The sequence below is a fragment of the Microbacterium sp. UBA7513 genome (genome assembly GCF_002478345.1).
GTDB lineage: Bacteria > Actinomycetota > Actinomycetes > Actinomycetales > Microbacteriaceae > Microbacterium.
The window spans coordinates 43,614-64,584 of record NZ_DLNJ01000028.1 but is presented as its reverse complement, the minus strand read 5'-3'; the positions used below and the strand labels follow the sequence as shown (position 1 = coordinate 64,584).

At 69.1% G+C, this 20,971-nt stretch carries 19 protein-coding genes; all 19 read right to left on the bottom strand.

The features are described 5' to 3' along the window. Positions 1–1,230: a hypothetical protein gene (locus B2W79_RS15045; RefSeq protein ID WP_292790771.1), complete on the bottom strand. Its 1,230-nt coding sequence runs from the start codon at positions 1,228–1,230 to the stop codon at positions 1–3. A 67-nt stretch (positions 1,231–1,297) separates the two neighbouring features. Further along, positions 1,298–4,816 (bottom strand): DNA polymerase III subunit alpha, encoded by a 3,519-nt coding sequence (dnaE, locus tag B2W79_RS15040; protein ID WP_071329831.1) that lies wholly within the window; start codon positions 4,814–4,816, stop codon positions 1,298–1,300. A 38-nt stretch (positions 4,817–4,854) separates the two neighbouring features. After that, positions 4,855–5,919 (bottom strand): hypothetical protein, encoded by a 1,065-nt coding sequence (locus tag B2W79_RS15035; RefSeq protein ID WP_292790768.1) that lies wholly within the window; start codon positions 5,917–5,919, stop codon positions 4,855–4,857. Further along, the gene (locus tag B2W79_RS15030) at positions 5,894–6,496 is read right to left on the bottom strand and encodes an RNA polymerase sigma factor (RefSeq protein WP_292790765.1); all 603 of its coding nucleotides are present in this window, start codon (positions 6,494–6,496) and stop codon (positions 5,894–5,896) included. The genes B2W79_RS15035 and B2W79_RS15030 overlap by 26 nt, the downstream gene beginning before the upstream one ends. Before the next feature lie 31 nt (positions 6,497–6,527). Continuing rightward, the gene (locus tag B2W79_RS15025; RefSeq protein WP_071329834.1) at positions 6,528–7,109 is read right to left on the bottom strand and encodes a GNAT family N-acetyltransferase; all 582 of its coding nucleotides are present in this window, start codon (positions 7,107–7,109) and stop codon (positions 6,528–6,530) included. Between the two features lie 56 nt (positions 7,110–7,165). Further along, on the bottom strand, positions 7,166–8,086 hold the full coding sequence (locus tag B2W79_RS15020; protein WP_071329835.1) for an RluA family pseudouridine synthase: 921 nt from the start codon (positions 8,084–8,086) through the stop codon (positions 7,166–7,168). 2 nt (positions 8,087–8,088) lie between these two features. Next, complete coding sequence (gene lspA, locus B2W79_RS15015; protein ID WP_396654767.1) at positions 8,089–8,661, bottom strand: signal peptidase II; 573 nt, start codon at positions 8,659–8,661, stop codon at positions 8,089–8,091. 9 nt (positions 8,662–8,670) lie between these two features. Beyond that, positions 8,671–9,273, bottom strand: coding sequence for a DivIVA domain-containing protein (locus B2W79_RS15010; RefSeq protein WP_071329836.1), 603 nt, complete (start codon positions 9,271–9,273; stop codon positions 8,671–8,673). Between the two features lie 181 nt (positions 9,274–9,454). Continuing rightward, on the bottom strand, positions 9,455–9,754 hold the full coding sequence (locus B2W79_RS15005) for a YggT family protein (RefSeq protein ID WP_025105081.1): 300 nt from the start codon (positions 9,752–9,754) through the stop codon (positions 9,455–9,457). A 3-nt stretch (positions 9,755–9,757) separates the two neighbouring features. Continuing rightward, a complete protein-coding gene (locus tag B2W79_RS15000; RefSeq protein ID WP_071329837.1) occupies positions 9,758–10,225 on the bottom strand; it encodes a cell division protein SepF in 468 nt (155 codons plus the stop codon). 43 nt (positions 10,226–10,268) lie between these two features. After that, positions 10,269–10,976: a YggS family pyridoxal phosphate-dependent enzyme gene (locus tag B2W79_RS14995; protein ID WP_071329838.1), complete on the bottom strand. Its 708-nt coding sequence runs from the start codon at positions 10,974–10,976 to the stop codon at positions 10,269–10,271. Continuing rightward, complete coding sequence (gene ftsZ / locus B2W79_RS14990) at positions 10,973–12,127, bottom strand: cell division protein FtsZ (RefSeq protein ID WP_060922670.1); 1,155 nt, start codon at positions 12,125–12,127, stop codon at positions 10,973–10,975. Before ftsZ ends, B2W79_RS14995 begins: the two co-directional genes overlap by 4 nt. 164 nt (positions 12,128–12,291) lie before the next feature. After that, the gene (locus B2W79_RS14985; RefSeq protein WP_256209486.1) at positions 12,292–13,035 is read right to left on the bottom strand and encodes an FtsQ-type POTRA domain-containing protein; all 744 of its coding nucleotides are present in this window, start codon (positions 13,033–13,035) and stop codon (positions 12,292–12,294) included. A 183-nt stretch (positions 13,036–13,218) separates the two neighbouring features. Further along, positions 13,219–14,619 carry a UDP-N-acetylmuramate--L-alanine ligase gene (gene murC, locus B2W79_RS14980; RefSeq protein ID WP_071329839.1) on the bottom strand — a complete coding sequence of 467 codons (1,401 nt, stop codon included), beginning with the start codon at positions 14,617–14,619 and terminating at the stop codon, positions 13,219–13,221. Between the two features lie 42 nt (positions 14,620–14,661). Beyond that, positions 14,662–15,738: a UDP-N-acetylglucosamine--N-acetylmuramyl-(pentapeptide) pyrophosphoryl-undecaprenol N-acetylglucosamine transferase gene (locus tag B2W79_RS14975; protein WP_071329840.1), complete on the bottom strand. Its 1,077-nt coding sequence runs from the start codon at positions 15,736–15,738 to the stop codon at positions 14,662–14,664. Further along, a complete protein-coding gene (gene ftsW, locus B2W79_RS14970) occupies positions 15,735–16,940 on the bottom strand; it encodes a putative lipid II flippase FtsW (protein WP_292790750.1) in 1,206 nt (401 codons plus the stop codon). The genes B2W79_RS14975 and ftsW overlap by 4 nt, the downstream gene beginning before the upstream one ends. Then, positions 16,909–18,444, bottom strand: a complete 1,536-nt coding sequence (murD, locus tag B2W79_RS14965; protein ID WP_292790747.1) for a UDP-N-acetylmuramoyl-L-alanine--D-glutamate ligase — start codon at positions 18,442–18,444, stop codon at positions 16,909–16,911. The genes ftsW and murD overlap by 32 nt, the downstream gene beginning before the upstream one ends. Next, positions 18,434–19,540, bottom strand: a complete 1,107-nt coding sequence (gene mraY / locus B2W79_RS14960; RefSeq protein WP_071329843.1) for a phospho-N-acetylmuramoyl-pentapeptide-transferase — start codon at positions 19,538–19,540, stop codon at positions 18,434–18,436. Before mraY ends, murD begins: the two co-directional genes overlap by 11 nt. After that, entirely contained in the window at positions 19,537–20,949 is a 1,413-nt protein-coding gene (locus tag B2W79_RS14955) for a UDP-N-acetylmuramoyl-tripeptide--D-alanyl-D-alanine ligase (RefSeq protein ID WP_292790744.1), read from the bottom strand. The genes mraY and B2W79_RS14955 overlap by 4 nt, the downstream gene beginning before the upstream one ends. Between the last annotated feature and the right edge of the window lie 22 nt (positions 20,950–20,971).

The window sequence follows — 20,971 nt, the reverse complement described above, 5'->3', positions numbered from 1 at the left end:
TCAGCCCTTCGTGATGCCGGCGATGTCGTGGAGGTAGCCGATGCGCCCGTCATCGTGGCGCACGACGAACGCCCCGCCCCGATCCTCGATGACCAGCGCCCAGGCGGTCGGACCGATGCGGAAGATCGGCTCTCCGCGTTCGTCGTGCACGTCGCGCTCCGTCGGGGCGAGGATCCAGAAGGGCTGCGCCTCGGGCGCGTTCCGACGCGGGGCGGCTGCCTGGTGATCGTCGATGACGGAGTGCACCGCCGTCGCATCATCCGATGCCGGTTCCTGCGCGGCCGCGAGTTCCTCCTCGGAGAGCGCCTTGGCGCCCAGCAGCGACTCGATGCTGCCGGTGTCGGAAACGATCTCCGGCTGCTCTCCGCGGGAGCGCCGTGAGTAGACCGGTGTGTACTCGTCCTCCGCGGAGACCGGCACGGTTCCGGTTCCCCCACCCGAGGCATGCGCGGTGAGAGGGACGCGATCTGCGCCGCTCGCCGACACATCGCTCGTGTCGGTGTCGGTGTCGCGGAGATCGGCGGCGTCCGCGTCGGCGGTGCCCTGCTCGGCATCGGCGTCGGCGTCGGAGATGACGGCTGTCTCGCCCTCGGCTGCCGCAGCGGGAGACTCGGCGGCCGCAGGGGACTCGGCGGCGGATCCGCTCGACGTCGCCTCGGGACGCGGCCGTGCGATCACCGGGCGCACCGGATTGGCGTTGCGGTGCGCCAGCGTGACGAGACGCCCCTGGAAGTCCTCCTTGAGCCCCGGGATGAGCGGCGCGAAGACGGTGAGCACGACGAGCGCGGTCGAGGTGATGACCTGCACGACGGCGTTCCAGGGCAGACCCCAATTGCCGGTGGAGATGACGGCTGAGAGGGCGAGCCACAGATTCCCTGCCCAGACACAGGCCGACACCGAGAACGCCACGGAGGCGAACTGGTCGATTCCGAGCGACCCGACTCTCCGGATCCCGTCCGGCGAGAAACGCCGGAGGACAAGGAGGAAGACGGCCACGGTGGGCACGCCGATCGGCAGGATCCACTGGATGCCGATGCCCCACAGCGAGATGCCCCCGCTGAGGGGGAAGAAGGAGACGAGGAAGGAGACCGCCCATACGCCCACGATCAGCAGCTCGCGCAGCGTGAAACCGAGGATGCCGTACTCCGGCGTGACCTCCTCGTCGTAGAGGACGCCGTCCTCATCGCTGAACACCGCTTCGGTGTCCGGCTCGGGAAGATCCGTGCTCATAGTCGTCCTTTCCTCATCGGCGCACCACGTCTTTCCGGTGCTCTCGACGGCTCCCGATCCTACCCGCTCACCCCAGACAGGTTGGTCCGAGCAGTGACTTGAGGTCACCGAAGAGGTCGGCGGAGACCTTCACCGGCATGGGCACCTCGAACACCTTCGCCGTGCCCGCGCGGTGCACGCGCAGCAGCACCTCGGTGTCCCCGCTGTGCCGCCGGAGTACCTCCGCCAGCTCCGTCATGACCCGCTCAGTGGCGCGCTGCTCCGCGAGGACGAGCGAGAGCGGACCCGCCGCGTCGAAGGAGCCGACGTCGGGCGCGAACGCCGACTGCGCATGCAGATTGAGCCCGTCGTCGCGGCGCGACACCCGACCGCGCACGGCGAGGATCGCATCCTGCTGCAGAGTGTGCTGGAACTCGAGGTACGTCTTGCCCATGAACATCACGGTGACCTCGCCGTTGAAGTCCTCCACGGTGATCATGCCGTAGGGGTTTCCGCTCGCCTTCGCCACACGATGTTGGACACTCGTGACGAGGCCGGCCACAGTGACCTGATCGCCGTCCTGCAGGTCCTCGGAGTTGTTGAGGTCGTGGATGGAGATCGAGGCATGCTTCGCGAGCGGGACCTCGAGGCCAGCCAACGGGTGGTCGGAGACGTAGAGGCCGAGCATCTCCCGCTCGAAGGCGAGTTTGTCCTTCTTGATCCACTCGGGACGAGGAGGCACCTTCGCGGGGGCCGCCTCCTCCATGCCGTCGTAGAGACTGTCGAAGTCGAAGCCGATGGCGCCCTGAGCCTCGTTGCGCTTCCGGTCCACCGCCGCCTCCACGGCGTCTTCATGGATCTCGAGGAGGGCCCGACGGGTGTCCCCCATGGAGTCGAAGGCCCCGGCTTTGATAAGCGACTCGACCGTGCGCTTGTTGGCGACGTGCAGCGGCACCTTGTCGAGGAAGTGGTGGAACGAGGTGAACCGCTCATCCTTGCGGGATTGCACGATGCCGTCGACGACGTTCGTGCCGACGTTGCGGACGGCGCCGAGACCGAAGCGGATGTCATCGCCGACGGCCGCGAAGAAGTTGATCGACTCCGAGACGTCCGGCGGGAGCACCTTGATCCCCATCCGGCGACACTCGTTCAGGTAGAGCGCCATCTTGTCCTTCGAGTCGCCGACGCTCGTGAGGAGGGCGGCCATGTACTCGGCCGGGTAGTGCGCCTTGAGATAGGCGGTCCAATAGGACACGAGACCGTACGCGGCGGAGTGCGCTTTGTTGAAGGCGTAATCCGAGAACGGCAGGAGGATGTCCCACAGCGCCTTGACCGCTCCTTCCCCGAAGCCGCGCTCGGTCATTCCCGCCGCGAACCCGGCGTACTGCTTGTCCAGCTCGGACTTCTTCTTCTTTCCCATCGCTCGGCGCAGGATGTCGGCCTGACCGAGGCTGAACCCGGCCACCTTCTGCGCGATCGCCATGACCTGCTCCTGGTAGATGATGAGCCCGTAGGACTCCTCCAGGATCTCGGCGAGCGGCTCCGCGAGTTCGGGATGGATCGGGGTGATCTCCTGCTGCCCGTTCTTGCGCAGCGCGTAGTTGGTGTGGGAGTTCGCTCCCATCGGCCCCGGACGGTACAGCGCGATGAGGGCGGAGATGTCGCCGAAGTTGTCCGGCTTCATGAGCCGCATGAGTGAACGCAGCGGCGGACTGTCGAGCTGGAATACGCCGAGCGTGTCGCCGCGGGCCAGCAGCTCGTAGACGGCGGGGTCGTCGAGACCGAGGTGCTCGAGATCGAGCTCTTCGCCCCGGTTCATGCGGATGTTGTCGAGCGCGTCCGAGATGATCGTGAGGTTCCGGAGGCCGAGGAAGTCCATCTTGATGAGGCCGAGGGACTCGCACGACGGATAGTCGAACTGCGTGACGATCTGGCCGTCCTGCTCGCGGCGCATGATCGGGATGATGTCGAGCAGGGGCTCCGACGACATGATGACGCCGGCAGCATGCACGCCCCACTGCCGCTTCAGCCCCTCGAGGCCGAGTGCCCGGTCGAAGACCGTCTTCGCCTCGGGGTCGGTCTCGATGAGAGCCCGGAACTCGCTGGCCTCCTTGTAGCGCGGGTGCGCGGAGTCGAACATGCCGTCGAGGGGCATGTCCTTGCCCATCACGGCCGGCGGCATCGCCTTGGTGAGCCGCTCGCCCATGCTGAACGGGAAGCCGAGGACGCGCCCGGCGTCCTTGAGGGCCTGCTTCGACTTGATCGTGCCGTACGTGACGATCTGTGCGACCCGCTCGGATCCGTACTTCCGGGTCACGTACTCGATGACCTCGCCCCGGCGGCGGTCGTCGAAGTCGACGTCGAAGTCGGGCATCGACACGCGGTCCGGGTTGAGGAACCGCTCGAAGATCAGACCGTGCTCGAGAGGGTCGAGGTCGGTGATCTTCATCGCATAGGCGACCATCGAACCCGCACCGGAGCCACGCCCCGGACCGACGCGGATGCCGTTGTCCTTGGCCCAGTTGATGAAGTCGGCGACGACGAGGAAGTAGCCGGGGAAGCCCATCTGGAGGATGATGCCGGTCTCGTACTCGGCCTGCTTGCGCACCTTGTCCGGGATGCCGTTCGGGTACCGGTAGTGGAGGCCCTTCTCGACCTCCTTGATGAGCCAGCTGTCCTCGGTCTCACCCTCAGGCACGGGGAACCGCGGCATGTAGTTCGCCGAGGTGTTGAACTCGACCTCGCACCGCTCGGCGATCAGGAGCGTGTTGTCGCAGGCCTCCGGGTGGTCCCGGAAGAGCTGCCTCATCTCAGCGGCGGTCTTGATGTAGTACCCGTCGCCGTCGAACTTGAAGCGGTTCGGGTCGTCGAGCGTGGAGCCGGACTGCACGCACAGCAGGGCTGCGTGGGCGTCAGCCTCGTGCTGGTGGGTGTAATGCGAGTCGTTGGTGGCCACGAGCGGGATGCCGAGGTCTTTCGCGAGACGCAGCAGATCCGTCATGACCCGGCGCTCGATCGACAGGCCGTGGTCCATGATCTCGGCGAAGTAGTTCTCCTTGCCGAAGATGTCCTGGAACTCCGCTGCGGCCGCGCGGGCGGCGTCGTACTGACCGAGCCGCAGCCGCGTCTGCACCTCTCCCGACGGGCACCCCGTCGTGGCGATGAGCCCCTTGCCGTACGTCTGGAGCAGCTCGCGGTCCATACGCGGCTTGAAGTAGTACCCCTCCATGCTCGACAGCGAGCTCAGCCGGAAGAGGTTGTGCATGCCCTCCGTGCTCTGACTCCACATGGTCATGTGGGTGTACGCGCCCGAACCCGACACGTCGTCACTGCGCTGGTCCGCCGAGCCCCACTGCACGCGGGTCTTGTCGCTGCGGTGCGTGCCCGGGGTGACGTACGCCTCGAGACCCACGATCGGCTTGATGCCGGCATTGCGGGCGGCGTTGTAGAACTCGAACGCCGCGAAGGTGTTCCCGTGGTCCGTCACCGCGATCGCCGGCATGCCGTAATCGGCCGCAGCCTGCGTCATCGCATTGATCTTCGCAGCCCCGTCGAGCATCGAGTACTCGCTGTGCACGTGCAGGTGGACGAAGGAGTCGGATGCCATGCTTCGAGTCTACGTTCGGCCATCGACATCGGCCGGCCTCACGGCACCTCGTCCACCACCTCGGTGACGACGCTCGTCGTCGACTCCGGCGTGTCTCCGATGACCCCTCCGGACCCGTAGCCCTCCGCGATCGAGTCCACGAGTCCGTGCGTCGTGTCGACGACGATGGTCGTCGTCCGGTGGCCGGGAACCGCATAGCGCAGCGTGGCCGTGCCGTCGCCCTCGTCGACCAGCTCGAAGCCCGGGATCAAGGCGATCGCGCGGAAGAAGGCCGCTCTCAGCTCGGCCGGCATGAGGTTGATCGCGGAGGGGTCGGAGAGGCTCGCCACCACCCACCGATCACCCTCCTCGTCGGGCAGCCCGGACCGGTCGCGCAGCCAGTCCCGTAGCGCCGCCGGTTCCCGCGGCATCTCGGCGTAGTAGGGGCGATAGCCGTCCGCCAACTGCGGAACGGGCGGCGGATTGCCGTCGCCGACCGGCCAGGCGCCCCCGGGGAGGACCTGCACCGTGCCGCGCTCGCGGATCGCCGCACCGGGTGACGAGGGCCACTCCTGTGCGGCCCGCGTGCCCTGCGCGCCGAACGACCGCACCACTTTGGCGTTCCCCCAGTCGTAGAACCAGTCGGCCGAGCGGTCTGCAGGGATGTACAGCACCCGTGTGTCCCTCACCAGGACGGCCGCGTCCCCCGTCTCCCGGGAGGCGTTGAAGGCGAAGGTGTCGTCGTCGCCGTCGTCGGCGGCGTCTCCATCCCAGAACTGGACGAACTCGTCGACGGTCTCGATCCGGATGTACTGTCCCTCCTCCGGGGTCAGATCCTGGGCATCGACGGTGACGCTCGCCGCCTGCTCGAGGACCGCCGCAGCGGCGGCATCGGGCATCACCGGGAACAGGAGACCTCCGGCGCCCAGCGCCACCACCGCGGCCCCGGCCGTCAGCCCCGCTATGCCGAGGCCGGTCCACACCCGCGCCCGTCGTCGTCCGCCCCGCGGAGCACGCGCGGCTGACACCGCGGCAGCCAGCGTGGCGCGGGCACGACGGATGCTCTCGTCCGAGGCTTCCGCCTGATCCGCGCCGAGGTCACGCACTCGTTCCATAAGCAGCATCGCTCTCCTCCTTCGCCATCCATGTGAGTCGGGTCTGCCCGCGCGAACCCGGCGGGGCGAGCCGTCGTCTGACCCGGTTGAGCCGCGACCGCACCGTCCCGACCGGGATGCCGAGGGCGACGGCGATCTGCTCGTAGGTGAGATCACCCCAGGCATGCAGGAGCAGCACGTCGCGGTCCCTGGCCGGGAGCCCGGCGATGCGGGGCGCGAGTGCTCGCAGGGCGGCATCGGCGTCGAGCCGCGCGTCGGACGCCGCGTACGGGTGCTCCGCGGGCCCCTCGGCGCCCGAAGTGGCCTCGAAAGCCCGCCACTGCCGTACTTCGGCCGCGCGGTGCCGCTTGATCATCCTCGTGGCGATGCCCAGGAGCCACGGCAGCGCCGACGCGACATCGAGATCGAAAGAAGCTCGACGGCGGAAGGCGACCAGGAACGTCTCGCTGAGCACGTCGTCGACCGCATCCTCGCCGACACGCCGCCGGATGTACCCGCCGACCGGACGCACATGCCGCTCGAAGATGGCGGAGAACGCCCGCGGCTCGTCGAGCGACCGAGCGATGACCTCGCTGTCTGTGTTCACACTCTGTATTGCCCCGGTAGCGGAAGACGGTTCACGCTTTCTCGCGGAGGTCCAGCCGCATGAGCACGCGGGGGAAGCCGTCGAGGACGGAGCCCGTGTCCGCCGCCTTCGCGAACCCCGCGCTCTCGAAGAGACGCCGCGTCCCGACGTACGCCATCGTGAGGTTCACCTTCGCACCGGCGTTGTCGACCGGATACCCCTCGATCGCGGGTGCGCCCCGTTCGCGCGCGTAGGCGACCGCGCCCGCGATGAGGGCGTGGGAGACACCCTGTTTGCGGTGCCCAGGGCGGACCCGGAAGCACCACAGGGACCACACGTCGAGGTCGTCGACGTGCGGGATGAGGCGATTGCGCGCGAAGCTCGTATCGCGTCGAGGGTGCAACGCCGCCCAGCCGATCGGCTCGTCGTCGAGGTAGGCGAGCACGCCGGGAGGAGGATCCTGGTGGCAGAGCTCACGCACCCGCTCGGCCCGTGCGGGACCGCGAAGGGAGACGTTCTCCTTGTTGCCGATCCGATAGCTCAGGCAGAAGCAGACGTTCGACGTCGGTTTCTTCGGTCCCACGACCGCGGCGACGTCATCGAAGACCGTCGCCGGGCGCACCACGATGCTCATGCGGTCAGTGTGGCGGAGACCACGGACACCGGCGCCCCGACGCCCCGGCGGATGGACTATTCCCCGCGCAGCACGTCCAACGCATGCTGGAAGTCCTCCGGATAGGGCGAGGCGAACTGGACCCACTCCCCCGTCGTCGGATGCGCGAAGGCCAGCTGATGCGCGTGCAGCCACTGGCGCGTGAGTCCGAGGCGGGCGGAGAGCGTCGGGTCGGCGCCGTAGAGCGGATCCCCGACGCACGGGTGCCGATGTGCCGCCATGTGCACGCGGATCTGGTGCGTGCGGCCCGTCTCCAGGTGGATCTCCAGCAGCGAGGCCCCCGGAAACGCCTCGAGGGTCTCATAATGCGTCACGGAAGGCTTGCCGTCCGGGACGACCGCGAACTTCCAGGAGTGGTTCGGGTGCCGACCGATCGGCGCATCGATCGTGCCCACGAGCGGGTCCGGATGCCCCTGCACCACTGCGTGGTAGATCTTCTCGACCGTGCGCTCCTTGAACGCCCGCTTGAGAGCGGTGTACGCCGCTTCGCTCTTGGCGACCACCATGAGACCGCTCGTGCCGACGTCGAGACGGTGCACGACGCCTTGACGCTCGGGGGCGCCGCTGGTCGCGACGCGGAACCCGGCGGCGGCGAGAGCACCGACGACCGTGGGCCCCTCCCACCCGAGCGAGGGGTGGGCGGCGACGCCGGTCGGCTTGTCCACCACGACGATGTCCTCGTCGTCGTAGACGATGCCGAGTTCGGGCACCGCGATGGGCACGATCTTCGGCCCTTCCTTCGGCTGCCACTCGACATCGAGCCAGGCACCACCACGCAGCCGGTCCGACTTGTCGAGGGTGACGCCGTCCAGACGCACGCCGCCGGAAGCGGCCACCTCCGCCGCGAAGGTCCGCGAGAACCCGAGAAGCTTGGCGAGGGCGGCGTCCACGCGTGTGCCGTCGAGCCCGTCCGGGACGGGCAGCGACCGGGACTCCACGCTCAGCGCCCCTCGGACGCGGCAGCGGCCTCGGCGTCCTCGTCGGTCTCGACCGGGGCGTGGTCCTTCTCCCGCGTGCCGTCGAAGCGCAGTCCGAACACGACGAGCAGGGCGACCGAGATCATCCCGGTGACGATGAAGATGTCGGCGACGTTGAAGATGGCCGGCATCATCCACGGCATCGAGATCATGTCGACCACGTGGCCGACGGGGAATCCTGGCTCGCGGAAGAGGCGGTCCGACAGGTTGCCGAGCACGCCCCCGAGCAGGCAGCCGAGGACGACCGCCCAGAGGCGAGACCGGAGCCCGAACGCCTTCCAGACGATCACGCCCGCGACGACTGCGAGCGCGATGGTGAAGATCCAGGTCACCCCCGAGCCGAGGGAGAACGCCGCGCCGGGATTGCGCACGTAGTAGAGCTGGAGGAACTCTCCGAGGACCGGGACAACCTCATGCAGCGGCAGGTTCTCGATCGTGAGGTACTTCACAAACTGATCGGCGGCCAGCACGACCGCTGCGAGAATCGCAACGATCGCACCGGCCGCCGACCGACGAAGGGGACGACGTCCTGACAAGAGGGCGCCTTACAGGCCGATCGCGGAGACCGGCGTGGAGTCCGTCGACGCCGACTTCTCGTCGAGCTCGCGGAGCTGGCCCTCGATGTAGCCACGGAGCTGCGAGCGGTAGTCGCGCTCGAAGTTGCGCAGCTCCGTGATGCGGGCCTCCAGCGTGTTGCGCTCGCGCTCCAGGCGCGCGGTCTCCTCGCGCTGCTTCGCCTCGGCCTCCGTGCGGATGCGGGCGACCTCGGCCTCGGCCTCGGAGATGAGCTGGTTGCGCTTGGCCTCACCCTCGGCCACGTGCTCGTCGTGCAGACGCTGTGCGAGCTCGATGATGCCGGCGGTCGCGGTCGCGGAGCCGGTCGGTGCGGCGTCGGCGGCGGGAGCCTCGGCGGCAGCCGCCGGGGCAGGAGCAGCGGCGGCCGGCTCGGCGGCCGCAGCGGGAGCAGGCGTGGAGCCCGACTCGTACGCGGCGAGCTTCGCCTTCAGCTCGGCGTTCTCCTCGAGGGCCTTGCGCCACTCGATGACGATCTCGTCGAGGAAGTCGTCGACCTCGTCCGGGTCGAAGCCGTCCTTGAAGCGGACGTGCTGGAACTGCTTGGTGACGACGTCATCCGGGGTAAGTGCCATGGGTGGCTCCTCTTTCGATGAGTTCGATTGCCAGTACCGATGTATGGCGTGTTCGTGATGTGGCGCGAACCCGGGGCGCGCACCTGGGTGCCAGCATAGCCCCCGAGCCTTGGGGTCGCGATGCCACGACACCCAGGCTCGGCGAACTCGCCGCCGTCCCCGGGCGCGACACGCGGGGTGGTCAGCGGATGAACAACCGGACGATGTTCATCAGGATCAGGACGACCAGAAGGGTCAGCGCGAAGCCGAAGTCCAGCGAGAGCTGACCGATACGCAGCGGCGGGATGATCCGCCGGAAGAACCGGATGGGCGGATCGGTGACCGTGTACACCGCCTCCGCGGCCACGAGACCGAAGCCCTTGGGACGCCACTCCCGATTAAACATCGGGATGTAGTCCAGGATGAGCCTCGCGAAGAGCACGAGGATGTAGACCAGCAGCACCAGGTGGACGATGCTGGCGAGGACCGAGACCAGCTGCACGGTCTACGAGTGGTCGAAGCCCGCAGACTCGGCGTCTGCGTGCGCGATACCCCCGTGGCCGGACACCGCGATGTTCTCCGGCGAGAGCAGGAAGACCTTGGAGGTCACCCGCTCAATCCGGCCGTAGAGGCCGAGGGAGAGACCGCTCGCGAAGTCGATGAGGCGGCGCGCGTCGGCGTCGCTCATCTGGGAGAGGTTGATGATGACCGGGACGCCCTCGCGGAAGCTCTCCGCGATCAGCTGGGCGTCGCGGTACTGCTTCGGGTGGACGGTGAGGATCTCGTTCACGGCTCCTGCTGCAGGCTGGCGGACGGCGACGGGACGACGGAGCGGTGTGACGGGAGCCGGAGCCGGCTCTTCACGCTCACGCTCACGCTGGGCGCGGGCGGGTGCCGGCGTCTCCTCTTCGTAGACCTCTTCCTCGTCGGCGAGGCCGAGATACACCATGGTCTTCTTCAGCGGGTTACCCATCGTGTCCTCCGGTTCGAACGTTTCGGGCTGGTCTTGTCACAGGTTAGCCCCGGGCGGGGCGCGGTCCCGTGATTGCGGAACCGATCCGCAGGTGTGTCGCGCCGGCGGCGATGGCCTCGGCGAAATCGCCGGTCATCCCGGCGGAGATCCAGGTCGCCTCGGGAGCGACGGTCCGCACGTCGGCGGCGATGTGGTGCAGACGGGCGAAGGCGCTTGCGGGATCCTCGTCGAGGGGCGCGACGGCCATCACGCCTCGGAGCCGCAGCGAGGACAGACCGAGCACGTGCTCGGCCAGCGCCACCGCCGACGCCGGCGCCACGCCTCCCCTGCCCTCATCCTCGGTGAGATTCACCTGGACGAGCACGTCGAGCACCTCGTCGGTCTCGGCTGCACGGTGCAGGGCATCGGCGAACCGGCCACGGTCCACCGAATGCACGACGTCGGCGCTCCGCCTGATCGCCGCGGCCTTGTTCGTCTGCCCCTGCCCGATGAAATGCCATTCGAGGTCGAGGGCGGAGAGTTCGCCCGCCTTGGCGGTGAGCTCCTGCTGCCGGTTCTCCCCCACCGCGTGCACTCCGAGAGCGTGCAGATCGCGCACCAAGGAGGCAGGGTGGAACTTGGTGACGACGATCCGGGTGATCCCCTCGGGGGAACGCCCGGCGGCACGCGCGGCGTCGGCGATCTTCTCGTCGATCGCCGACAGCCGCGCGGCCAGGTCCGATGGCGCCGAAGCGCCGACCGGTGTCGTCACTTCAGGAATTCGGGGATGTCGATGTCGTCGTCGGCGAAGGCCGGCTCGATGCTCGTCGTCGGCGTGCGCGGTGCCGTCGGCGCCGGGGCGGGCTCGGGCGTGCTCTTCTCTGCCGCAGGCTCGGAGGTCTCCGACAGCGCCACCTCGGGAAGAGACGCGGTCGAGGGACGCGAGACGACCATCGGGTCCAGCCGCAGCGAGGGCTCGCCGCCGTCGAAGCCCGCGGCGATCACGGTCACCCGCACCTCGTCGCCGAGCGTGTCGTCGATGACCGTACCGAAGATGATGTTGGCCTCGGGGTGCGCGGCCTCCTTGACGAGATCCGCCGCGTCGTGGATCTCGAAGATGCCGAGGTTCGAGCCACCCTGGATCGACAGCAGCACACCGTGCGCACCTTCGATCGAGGCCTCGAGCAGCGGCGACTCGACGGCGAGCTCCGCCGCCTTGATCGCACGGTCTGCGCCACGGGCCGAACCGATGCCCATCAGGGCGGATCCCGCTCCCTGCATGACCGACTTCACGTCGGCGAAGTCCAGGTTGATCAGACCGGGGGTCGTGATGAGGTCGGTGATGCCCTGCACACCGGCGAGGAGGACCTGGTCGGCAGTCGCGAACGCCTCGATCATCGAGATGCCGCGGTCGCTGATCTCGAGAAGACGGTCGTTCGGGACGACGATGAGGGTGTCGACCTCTTCCTTCAGCTTCGCGACGCCCGCCTCGGCCTGGCTCTGGCGGCGACGCCCCTCGAAGGAGAACGGCTTCGTGACGACACCGATGGTCAGCGCGCCGATCGACTTCGCGATGCGGGCGACGACGGGGGCACCACCCGTTCCGGTGCCGCCACCCTCTCCGGCGGTGACGAAGACCATGTCGGCACCGGTCAGGGCCTGCTCGATCTCCTCCGCGTGGTCCTCTGCGGCGCGACGACCCACCTCGGGGTCGGCACCAGCGCCGAGACCGCGGGTGAGCTCGCGGCCCACGTCCAGCTTGACGTCGGCGTCGCTCATGAGCAGCGCCTGGGCGTCGGTGTTGACGGCGATGAACTCGACTCCGCGGAGACCGAGCTCGATCATGCGGTTGACGGCGTTGACGCCGCCACCGCCGACGCCGACGACCTTGATCACGGCGAGGTAGTTCTGGTTCTGGCTCATGGCCGGCCTCCGATTAGTAGAGCCTGGAAGGGGGTGAACCTTAAACCTCAACTAGAGGTGTAAAGTATTTCCCGGTATTGCGTTCTCTCAGATCGAAGGTATGCGCCGCCCGGCCCCGCACGCGCAGCGACATGGGCGTGTCGCGCCATTCCCGCCGAAAGTGATCAGCCGACGACCGCCACGTCGGGAGACGTGACGTCGATCGACGAGGCATCGGGGTTCTTCACGAGCGCGGCGGAGAGTGCGAGCGCCTTCAACCCCGAGTCCTCCTGGCTCCCCCACACGACCGTGAGTCCTGACTCAAGGGTCAAGGTCACGTCGTCCGCCGTCGAGGCCCGCACACCGGTGAGCGTCTTGCGGATGTCCGACGGAAGCGCCCGGACGACGAGCCCGGCACTGCGGAAGGCAGCCGAGTCGACCCCACCCTCCACCTCCACCAGCGGCTGACCCGCGGGGCGCTGGGCTGTCGTCGAGAGAGCGACGCCCGCTGCGTCGACGAGCGTGAACCCGGCACCCGACTCGACCACCCCGATCGGCGTACGCTCGACGATGCGCACGGTCAGGTCGTGCGGCGGACGTGCTTCCAGGGCATACGTCTCGATGAGCGGAAACGTCAGCAATGCCGCCTTGACCTCGCTCGTATCGACCAGGGCGAGCGGCGTGCCGAGCTGGTCCGCGAGGGCACCTTCGATCACCGCGGGATCGATCGTCGTGGTGCCGGTGACCGTGATGCGCTGCACAGCGAAGAGCGGACTGTAGGCGGCGGCGACACTCCCTCCGATCAGCAGCACCACGGCTCCGAGGGCACTCAGCCAGACGAGACGACGCCGCCGGGATCGCTGGGTGAACCGACGGATCTCCGCCCTGAGCGCCCTGCGGCGGGCGCGTGCGGCGCGCCAGACATCCATGGACGAACGCGGGATCGGTCGCTCCTCGGGCATCACTGCGGCGGACTCGACCGGCGAGGCGCCTCCCCCCTCCTCCGGCGACCGCAGCGGGGCGGGACGCCGGCGGAGGGGCCGTTCGGACGCGTCGTCCGTCTCCCCCGGGGTATCCGGAGCGCTCGGGAGTGGGGGCGGCCGGCGCATGGGCTACGCCCCGTCGGTCCGGCGAAGTGACTCCAGCACCTGCGGGATGAGCTGGTAGACGTTACCGCAGCCGAGGGTCACGACGAAGTCACCCTCCTCCGCAACCGATGCCGTGTAGTCGGCCGCTTCCTGCCAGTCGGCGACGAAGTGCACGCGGGAGGGGTCCTGGAACGCGCCGCTCACCAGCTCACCGGTAACGCCAGGCACCGGGTCTTCCCTGGCGCCGTAGACGTCCAGCATCACGGTGTGGTCGGCGAGCTCCTCCAGGACGTCCGCGAACTCCTGGTACATGTGCTGCGTCCGGGAGTACGTGTGCGGCTGCTGGATCGCGATAAGCCGGCCGGAACCCGCCAGACTGCGCATGGCCTCCAACGCGGCGCGCACCTCGGTGGGGTGATGGGAGTAGTCGTCGTAGACCGTGACCCCGCGCTCCTCACCGTGGCGCTCGAGACGACGGACGGTTCCCGCGAAGCCCTCGACGGCGCGCACGGCGTCGCGGAGCGGGTGGCCGAGCGCGAGGAGGACGGCGACCGCCCCCGTCGCGTTGATCGCGTTGTGCACGCCGGGGACCGCGAGCTGCATGCGCTCCGTCTCCCCTCCGTGCGAGACGACGGCGGCGACGGGGCCCGCGGTGACGATCTCGCTGACGCGGACGTCGGCCTCCTCGGCCTGCCCGAACGTCAGGACACGCGGGTGGGACAGCCCTGCCAGGACCCGGAGCGCGCCGGGGTCGTCGCTCGAGATGACGACCGCCTCCGACGCGGCGTCCGCGAACCGCACGAAGGCGTCGTGGAAGGCTTCGTCGGAGCCGTAGTGGTCGAGGTGATCGGGGTCGACGTTCGTGATGAGCGCGACAGCCGTGTCGTAGAGGAGGAAGGTGCCGTCGGACTCGTCCGCCTCGATGACGAAGAGGTCGCCGCTCCCGGTCGCGCTGGACGTGCCGAGCTGCTCGATCACGCCGCCGTTGACGAAGTGCGGATCGGCGCCGAGGTCACGCAAGGCGGTGACGATCATGCCCGTCGATGTGGTCTTTCCGTGCGCGCCCGCCACCGAGACGAGGCGCCGCGTGCCGATCAGCCAGTGCAGCGCCTGGGACCGGTGGATGACGTGGAGGCCCCGCTCCTTGGCGGTGACGAACTCGGGGTTCTCCGGCCAGATGGCGCCGGTGTGCACGACCGTGTCGGCGTCGCCGAGGTGAGCGGCATCATGACCGACGTGGACCGTCGCCCCCGCGGCGGCCAGCGCCCGCAGGTTGTCGCTGTCGGCGCGGTCGCTGCCGGAGACGCGGATGCCCGCGTCGAGGAACATCTTGGCGAGTCCGCTCATCCCGGATCCACCGATGCCGATGAAGTGCGCGGAGGTGATCGTCTCGGGGATGGGGAGGGAGAGGTCGGGTCTGATCATGTCCGCTTCAGTCTACTTTTCGTTCTCGTCCGGGCGGCGGCGTCACACCGCACCGAGGGCACGATCGATCATCGCCACGACGTTCTCGGTCCCTGTCCGGGTGCCCGCGGTCTCCGCCGCCTCCGCCATGCGCCCGATGCGGTCAGGATCGCCGAGCAGCGGCACGACGATCCGCCGGACGGCGTCGCCGTCGAACGTCGCATCGTCAAGGAGCTGCGCGGCACCGGCGGCCACGGCCGAGCCGGCGTTCAGACGCTGCTCCCCGTTGCCCACCGAGTACGGCACGTACAGCGCGGGGATACCGAGCGCGCTGATCTCGCTCACCGTGGCCGATCCCGAACGCGACACGATGAGGTCGGCCAGGGCGAACGCGAGATCCATGCGGTCGACGTACCGGCGGAGGGCATAGCCGGGCACTCCCGGGTCGGCGAGGTCGCTGCGCTCCCCCGTCACGTGCAGCAGTTGCCAGCCCGCGGCGAGGATGTCGCGCCAGGAATCCGCCAGAGCGTCGTTCAAGCGCTGCGCTCCGAGCGAGCCGCCGAAGACGAGCAGCACGGGGCGATCGGGGTCGAGCCCGAAGTACTCCGCGGCCTCGGCGCGCCGTGCCGCCCGGTCGAGCGTGATGACCTCGCGCCGCAGCGGCATGCCGACCACCTCGCTCCCGCGAAGCGGCGTCCCGGCGAAGGCCACGCCGACCCCCGCCGCTGCCCGGGCGCCGAGCACATTCGCCAGCCCGGGCTTCGCATTGGCCTCATGCACGACGAAGGGCACACGCTCGCGACGCGCGGCGACGTAGGCGGGCGCGGAGGCGTAGCCGCCGAAGCCCACCACGACGTCGATGCCGTGCTGCCGGATGTGCGCACGCACCTGGGCGATCGCCCGGCGGAACCGCGCGGGGAACGCGGCGGCCTGGGCGTTCGGGCGCCGCGGGAACGGCACCTTGTCGACGATGAGCAGCTCGTAGCCGCGCTCGGGGACGAGGCGGGACTCCAGGCCCTCCGCGGTACCGAGCACCAGGATCGTCGCCGTGGAGTCGCGCTCACGCAACGCGTCGGCGACGGCGAGCAGCGGGTTGACATGGCCGGCGGTGCCACCGCCGGCGAGGAGGTACGAAGTCACCTCGCGACCCTACCCCGCTCGGCTGACTGCTTCTCGGCGACCGGGATGGTCCGCGCGAAAGCCAGCAGCACACCGCAGGCGATGAGCACGGCCAAGAGCGCCGTCCCACCCTGAGACATGAAGGGAAGGGGCACACCCATCACCGGGAAGACCCCGATGACGACGCCGACGTTCAGCACCGCCTGACCCACGATCCACACCGTGATCCCCCCGGCCGCCACGCGGATGAACGGGTCGGAGGTCTTGCGGATCACATGGAAGGCACCCACCGTGAAGAACGTGAAGAGGGCGAGCACGACGATGCAGCCGATCAGGCCCAACTCCTCCCCGACGATCGCGAAGATGAAGTCGTTCCCTGCCGCCGGAAGCCACCCGTACTTCTCCTGGGAGTTGCCCAGCCCGAGGCCGAAGATGCCGCCGGTGGCCATGCCCCAGATGCCGTGGATCGACTGGTAGCAGTCCGTGTAGTACAGCGCCATGTCGTCGCACGTCGCGGTGATGCGGCGCATGCGGTCCTCGCTGGAGAGCGCGTAGGCGAGCACCGCGACCACGCCCAGGATCATCGGGATGATGAAGAGGCGTAGCTTCACGCCGGAGAAGAAGAGGCAGCCGAGGAGGATGAGGACCAGCACCATCGCAGTGCCGAGGTCCTTGCCCGCGAGCACGGTGCCGATCGCCAGCGCGCCGACGGGGACGACGGGGATGAAGACGTGATGCCAGGTGCCGAGCATGGTCTGCTTGCGCAGCAGGACCGCGGCGATCCACAGGGCGAGCGCCAGCTTGAGGAACTCGGACGGCTGCATCTGGAAGCCCGCCACCTGGATCCAGTTCCGGTTTCCGCCGTCGGCGACGCCGAGTGGCGTGAACACCAGGAGCTGCAGGGCCACGGCGCCGAACAGCGCCGGCCACGCCATGCGCTTGAGGAACGCCACGGGGAAGCGGCTGATGAGGAACATCATGGGGATGCCGAGCAGAGCGAACACGCCTTGGCGGAGAGCACTGTCCAACGGGTTCTGGGCTTTCGCCACCTCTGTCGCGCTCGTCGCGGACAGCACCATCACGAGACCGAAGATCGTCAGGAGCAGGGCGGTCGACGCGATCAGCAGGAACTCGGTGGACACCGGCGTGAACCGGCGTCCGAGCGAGACCCGCGCCGCGAGGCCTCCCGACTCAGACCGCGGAGGGCGAGCCACCTGCGTCATCGGCGCTCCCCCGATCGATCCATTCCCGCACCGCTTCGGCGAAGCGGTGGCCGCGATCCGCGTAGCTGGAGAACTGGTCGAAGGATGCGGCGGCGGGAGCGAGGAGCACGGTGCCCTCCCCGTCGACGATCCCCGCCGCGATCTCCACGACGCGGTTCATGACCTGTCCAGTGTCGCCAGCATCGACCTCGAAGACCGGCACCGTCGGCGCGTGTCGCTCGAATGCCGCGACGACGGCCGTGCGGTCCACTCCGATGACGACAGCCGCGCGCGCGGTCGCGCCCGCGTCCGCGACGAGATCGGCGATGTCGACGCCCTTGAGATCGCCACCCACGACCCACACCGCACCGGGGTACGCGCGCAGTGACGACGCGGCCGCATGCGGGTTCGTCGCCTTGGAGTCATCGACCCAGGTGATGCCGGCGTGGCGTGCGACGACCTCGATGCGGTGCGCATCCAGCCGGAAGCTCTGCAGCGCCCCGTGGATGGCCTCGGGCTCGACCCCGAGGGACCGGGCGAGAGCACTGGCAGCGAGGATGTTCTGCACGATGTGCGGGGCCGACAGGCCGGCGGCCTCCAGGTCGGCGACCGTGGTCAGCTCCAGGGCGCTGCGCGCGCGGTCGTCGAGGAACGCCCGATCGACGAGCAGCCCCTCCACGACGCCGAGATCGCTCGGCCCGGGGATGCCGAGGTCGAAGCCGATGGCACGAGCGCCCTCGACGACCTCGGCCTCCTCGACCATCCGCCGTGTGGCCTCGTCGGCCTTGTTGTAGACGCAGGCGACGCGGGTGTTCCGATAGACCAGGGCCTTCGCGTCCCGGTAGGCCTGCGCGCTGCCGTGCCAGACGAGATGATCGTCGGCGAGGTTGAGGCAGACCGCGGCGTGCGGGAAGAGCTCCCCCTCCGGGCGCGACAGGCCGAGATACCAGAGCTGGTGGCTGGAGAGTTCGACGACGAGCACGTCGAACCCGACGGGGTCGCGGACCGCGTCCAGCACGGGGACGCCGATGTTGCCGCACGGTGCGGCACGGAGTCCGCCGGAGACGAGCAGCGTCGCCGTGAGCTGGGTCGTGGTCGTCTTGCCGTTGGTGCCGGTGATGAGCACCCAGTCCGCCGGCGTGCCGTCCGCACGGAGGACCTTGTCGCGCACCCGCCAGGCGAGCTCGACGTCACCCCACAGGGCGATGCCCTCGTCCTGGACCCAGCGGATGACCGGGTGCGCCGGAGCGAACCCCGGGGACGCGATGACGACCTCAGGCGCGAACGCCGTCAGCGCCTCGGGGACGGCGTCGAGCGGTCCGAGCTCCAGCCGTGCGCCGATGACGGGCAGGAGGCGGGCGTACTCCTCTTCCGCGGACTCGCTCAGCACGAGGACGTCGGCGCCGAGCTCGGCGAGGGTGTCGGCCACGGAGAAGCCGGTCATGGAGAGGCCGAGGACGGCGACGCGCAGGCCGCTCCAGTCGGCGTGCCAGCTCGTCAGCCCGGCGAGGCGCTCAGCCGACACGGGTCAGCCACTCCACGTAGAACAGTCCGACGGCGGACACGGCGAGCAGACCCGCGATGATCCACATCCGCACCACGATCGTGACCTCCGACCATCCCCGCATCTCGAGGTGGTGGTGGAACGGGCTCATGAGGAAGAGCCGCTTGCCGCGGGTGATCTTGAAGTAGGCGCGCTGGAGGATCACGGATCCGGAGGCGAGCACGAAGACGCCCGCGATGATCAGGAGCAGCAGCTCCGTCCTGGTCATGATCGCCATCGCGGTGATGACACCGCCGATGGCCATCGAGCCCACGTCGCCCATGAAGACCTTCGCCTTCGGGGCGTTCCACCACAGGAAGCCGATGAGGCTCGCGGCGAACGAGGCCGAGATGATGGCGAGGTTGAACGGGTCGCGCACCTCGTAGCAACCGCCGAGGGAACCGGGGTCTCCCCCGATGCAGGGCTGCTTGAACTGCCAGAACGCGATGAGGCTGTACGCACCGACGACGATCACGCCCGCGCCGGCGGCGAGCCCGTCGAGGCCGTCGGTGAGGTTGACGCTGTTGGAGGTCGCGACCCCGATGATCGAGATCCAGGCGAGGTAGAGGATCCAGCCGAGGATGACGCCGAACGCGAAGAGGTTCAGCCAGGTGATGTCCCGGAAGAGGGAGATGGACGCGCTGGCCGGCGTCTGCCCCCACTTGTTCGGGAAGTTGAGCGCCACGATGCCGAAGGGGATCACGACGATGAGCTGACCGATCACCTTCCGCCACCCCGACAGCCCGAGGCTGCGCTGGCTGCGCACCTTCATGTAGTCGTCGATGAACCCGACCACGCCGAAGCCGACCATGAGCCAGATGACGAGGATCGCGGACAGGGCCGGCGTCTCCCCGCTGACGAGGACCCCGGTGAAGTAGCCCACGATCGAGCCGAGGATGAAGATGACCCCGCCCATCGTGGGCGTGCCGCGCTTGGCCTCGTGGCTCGGGTTGCCTGCGGCCTCCGGGGTGCGGATGACCTGCCCCCAGCCCCATTTGCGGAAGAGCCGGAGGAAGACGGGAGTCAGGAAGAGAGTGAAGGCGAGCGAGATGGCCGCCGCCATGATGAGGGACCTCACGAGAACAATTCTCCCAGACGATCGCCGAGATGCCGGAGGCCCACGGAATTGGACGACTTCACCAGGACGCGGTCGCCGTCGCGCAGCTCGGTGCGGAGGTACTCGAACGCGGCGTCCTGGTCCGGCAGATGCACGGCTTCGCTGTCCCACGACCCCTCGCCGACGGCGGCGAGGTAGAGCCGACGGGCCTCCGGGCCGACGACGACGATGCGCCGGATGTTGAGGCGCACGGCGAGCAGACCGATGCGGTCGTGCTCCTCCCCGGCGCTCTCGCCGAGCTCGCTCATGGCGCCGAGCACGGCGACGGTGCGCTCGTCCGGGCCGGTGATCTGGGCGAGGGTCCGCAGCGCGGCCGCCATCGAATCGGGACTGGCGTTGTACGCGTCGTTGATGATCCGGACGCGGTCGTTGCCCAGCGGCTGCATGCGCCAGCGCTCCGCGATCTCGACGGTCTCCAGCCGGGAGACGGCATCGGACGGGGCCACGCCGAGCTCCACGGCGGCGGTGATCGCGGCGAGGGCGTTCGTGACGTGGTGAGCCCCGAGTACGCGCAGCCGCAGCGGCAGGTCCTCTCCCGCGGCCTCGATCACGCACTGGGTGCCGGAGGCCGACACCTCGATGTCCCGCGCGTGCACGGCGGCCGCGGCGGACTGACCGAAGCCGACGACGCGGAGGCCGCGGCTCTCCGCGAGCTCGCGCATCGCCCAGACCCGGGGGTCGTCGGCGTTGAGCACGGCGGTGCCGGGCACGCGGGCCGCGGCGACGAGCTCGGACTTGGCCTTCGCCGTGGCCTCGATGCCGCCGAAGCCCCCGGCGTGGGCCATCCCGACCATGAGCACCACGACGAGGTCGGGCTCGACGAGGCCGGCGAGGCGCGCGATGCTGCCCGGCGCGGCGGCGCCGAACTCGCTCACCAGGAAGCGGGTGTCGTGCGTGACGCGGAGCATCGTCACCGGGGCGCCGACCTCGTTGTTGAAGGACTTCACCGGAGCGACGGTCTCGCCCTCGTCCTCGAGGATGCGGGCGAGGAAGTTCTTGGTCGTCGTCTTGCCGTTGGAGCCGGTGATGCCGACGATGCGCAGGTTCCCGCCGGCCCGCACGCGCGCCACGACCTCACGGGCGAGCTCGCCGAGCGCCGCGACGGCATCCGGCACGACGATCTGCGAGACATCGACGTCGACCGGGTGCTCGACGATCGCCAGCACGGCACCGGCTTCGACGGCGGCACCGACGAAGCGGTGCCCGTCCGTCTCGGCTCCGGGCTTGGCGACGAAGATCGACCCCGCCTCCATGGTGCGCGAATCGGTGTCGACGATCCCGTCGACCACCGTCTCCGGCGTGTGCTCTCCGGCCACGCGCAGTTCACCACCGATGGCGGCAGTGATCTCAGCGAGCGTCAGGGCGATCATGTCATCTCCATGCGCGGCTCTC

Coding starts and splice junctions, on each gene's coding strand:
- B2W79_RS15045 (WP_292790771.1), bottom strand. CDS start 1,230: ATGAGCACGGATCTTCCCGAGCCGGACACCGAAGCGGTGTTCAGCGAT.
- B2W79_RS14985 (WP_256209486.1), bottom strand. CDS start 13,035: ATGGATGTCTGGCGCGCCGCACGCGCCCGCCGCAGGGCGCTCAGGGCG.
- ftsW (WP_292790750.1), bottom strand. CDS start 16,940: ATGACGCAGGTGGCTCGCCCTCCGCGGTCTGAGTCGGGAGGCCTCGCG.
- ftsZ (WP_060922670.1), bottom strand. CDS start 12,127: ATGAGCCAGAACCAGAACTACCTCGCCGTGATCAAGGTCGTCGGCGTC.
- B2W79_RS14955 (WP_292790744.1), bottom strand. CDS start 20,949: ATGATCGCCCTGACGCTCGCTGAGATCACTGCCGCCATCGGTGGTGAA.
- B2W79_RS15035 (WP_292790768.1), bottom strand. CDS start 5,919: ATGCTGCTTATGGAACGAGTGCGTGACCTCGGCGCGGATCAGGCGGAA.
- murC (WP_071329839.1), bottom strand. CDS start 14,619: ATGATCAGACCCGACCTCTCCCTCCCCATCCCCGAGACGATCACCTCC.
- B2W79_RS15010 (WP_071329836.1), bottom strand. CDS start 9,273: ATGGCACTTACCCCGGATGACGTCGTCACCAAGCAGTTCCAGCACGTC.
- dnaE (WP_071329831.1), bottom strand. CDS start 4,816: ATGGCATCCGACTCCTTCGTCCACCTGCACGTGCACAGCGAGTACTCG.
- B2W79_RS15000 (WP_071329837.1), bottom strand. CDS start 10,225: ATGGGTAACCCGCTGAAGAAGACCATGGTGTATCTCGGCCTCGCCGAC.
- B2W79_RS15025 (WP_071329834.1), bottom strand. CDS start 7,109: ATGAGCATCGTGGTGCGCCCGGCGACGGTCTTCGATGACGTCGCCGCG.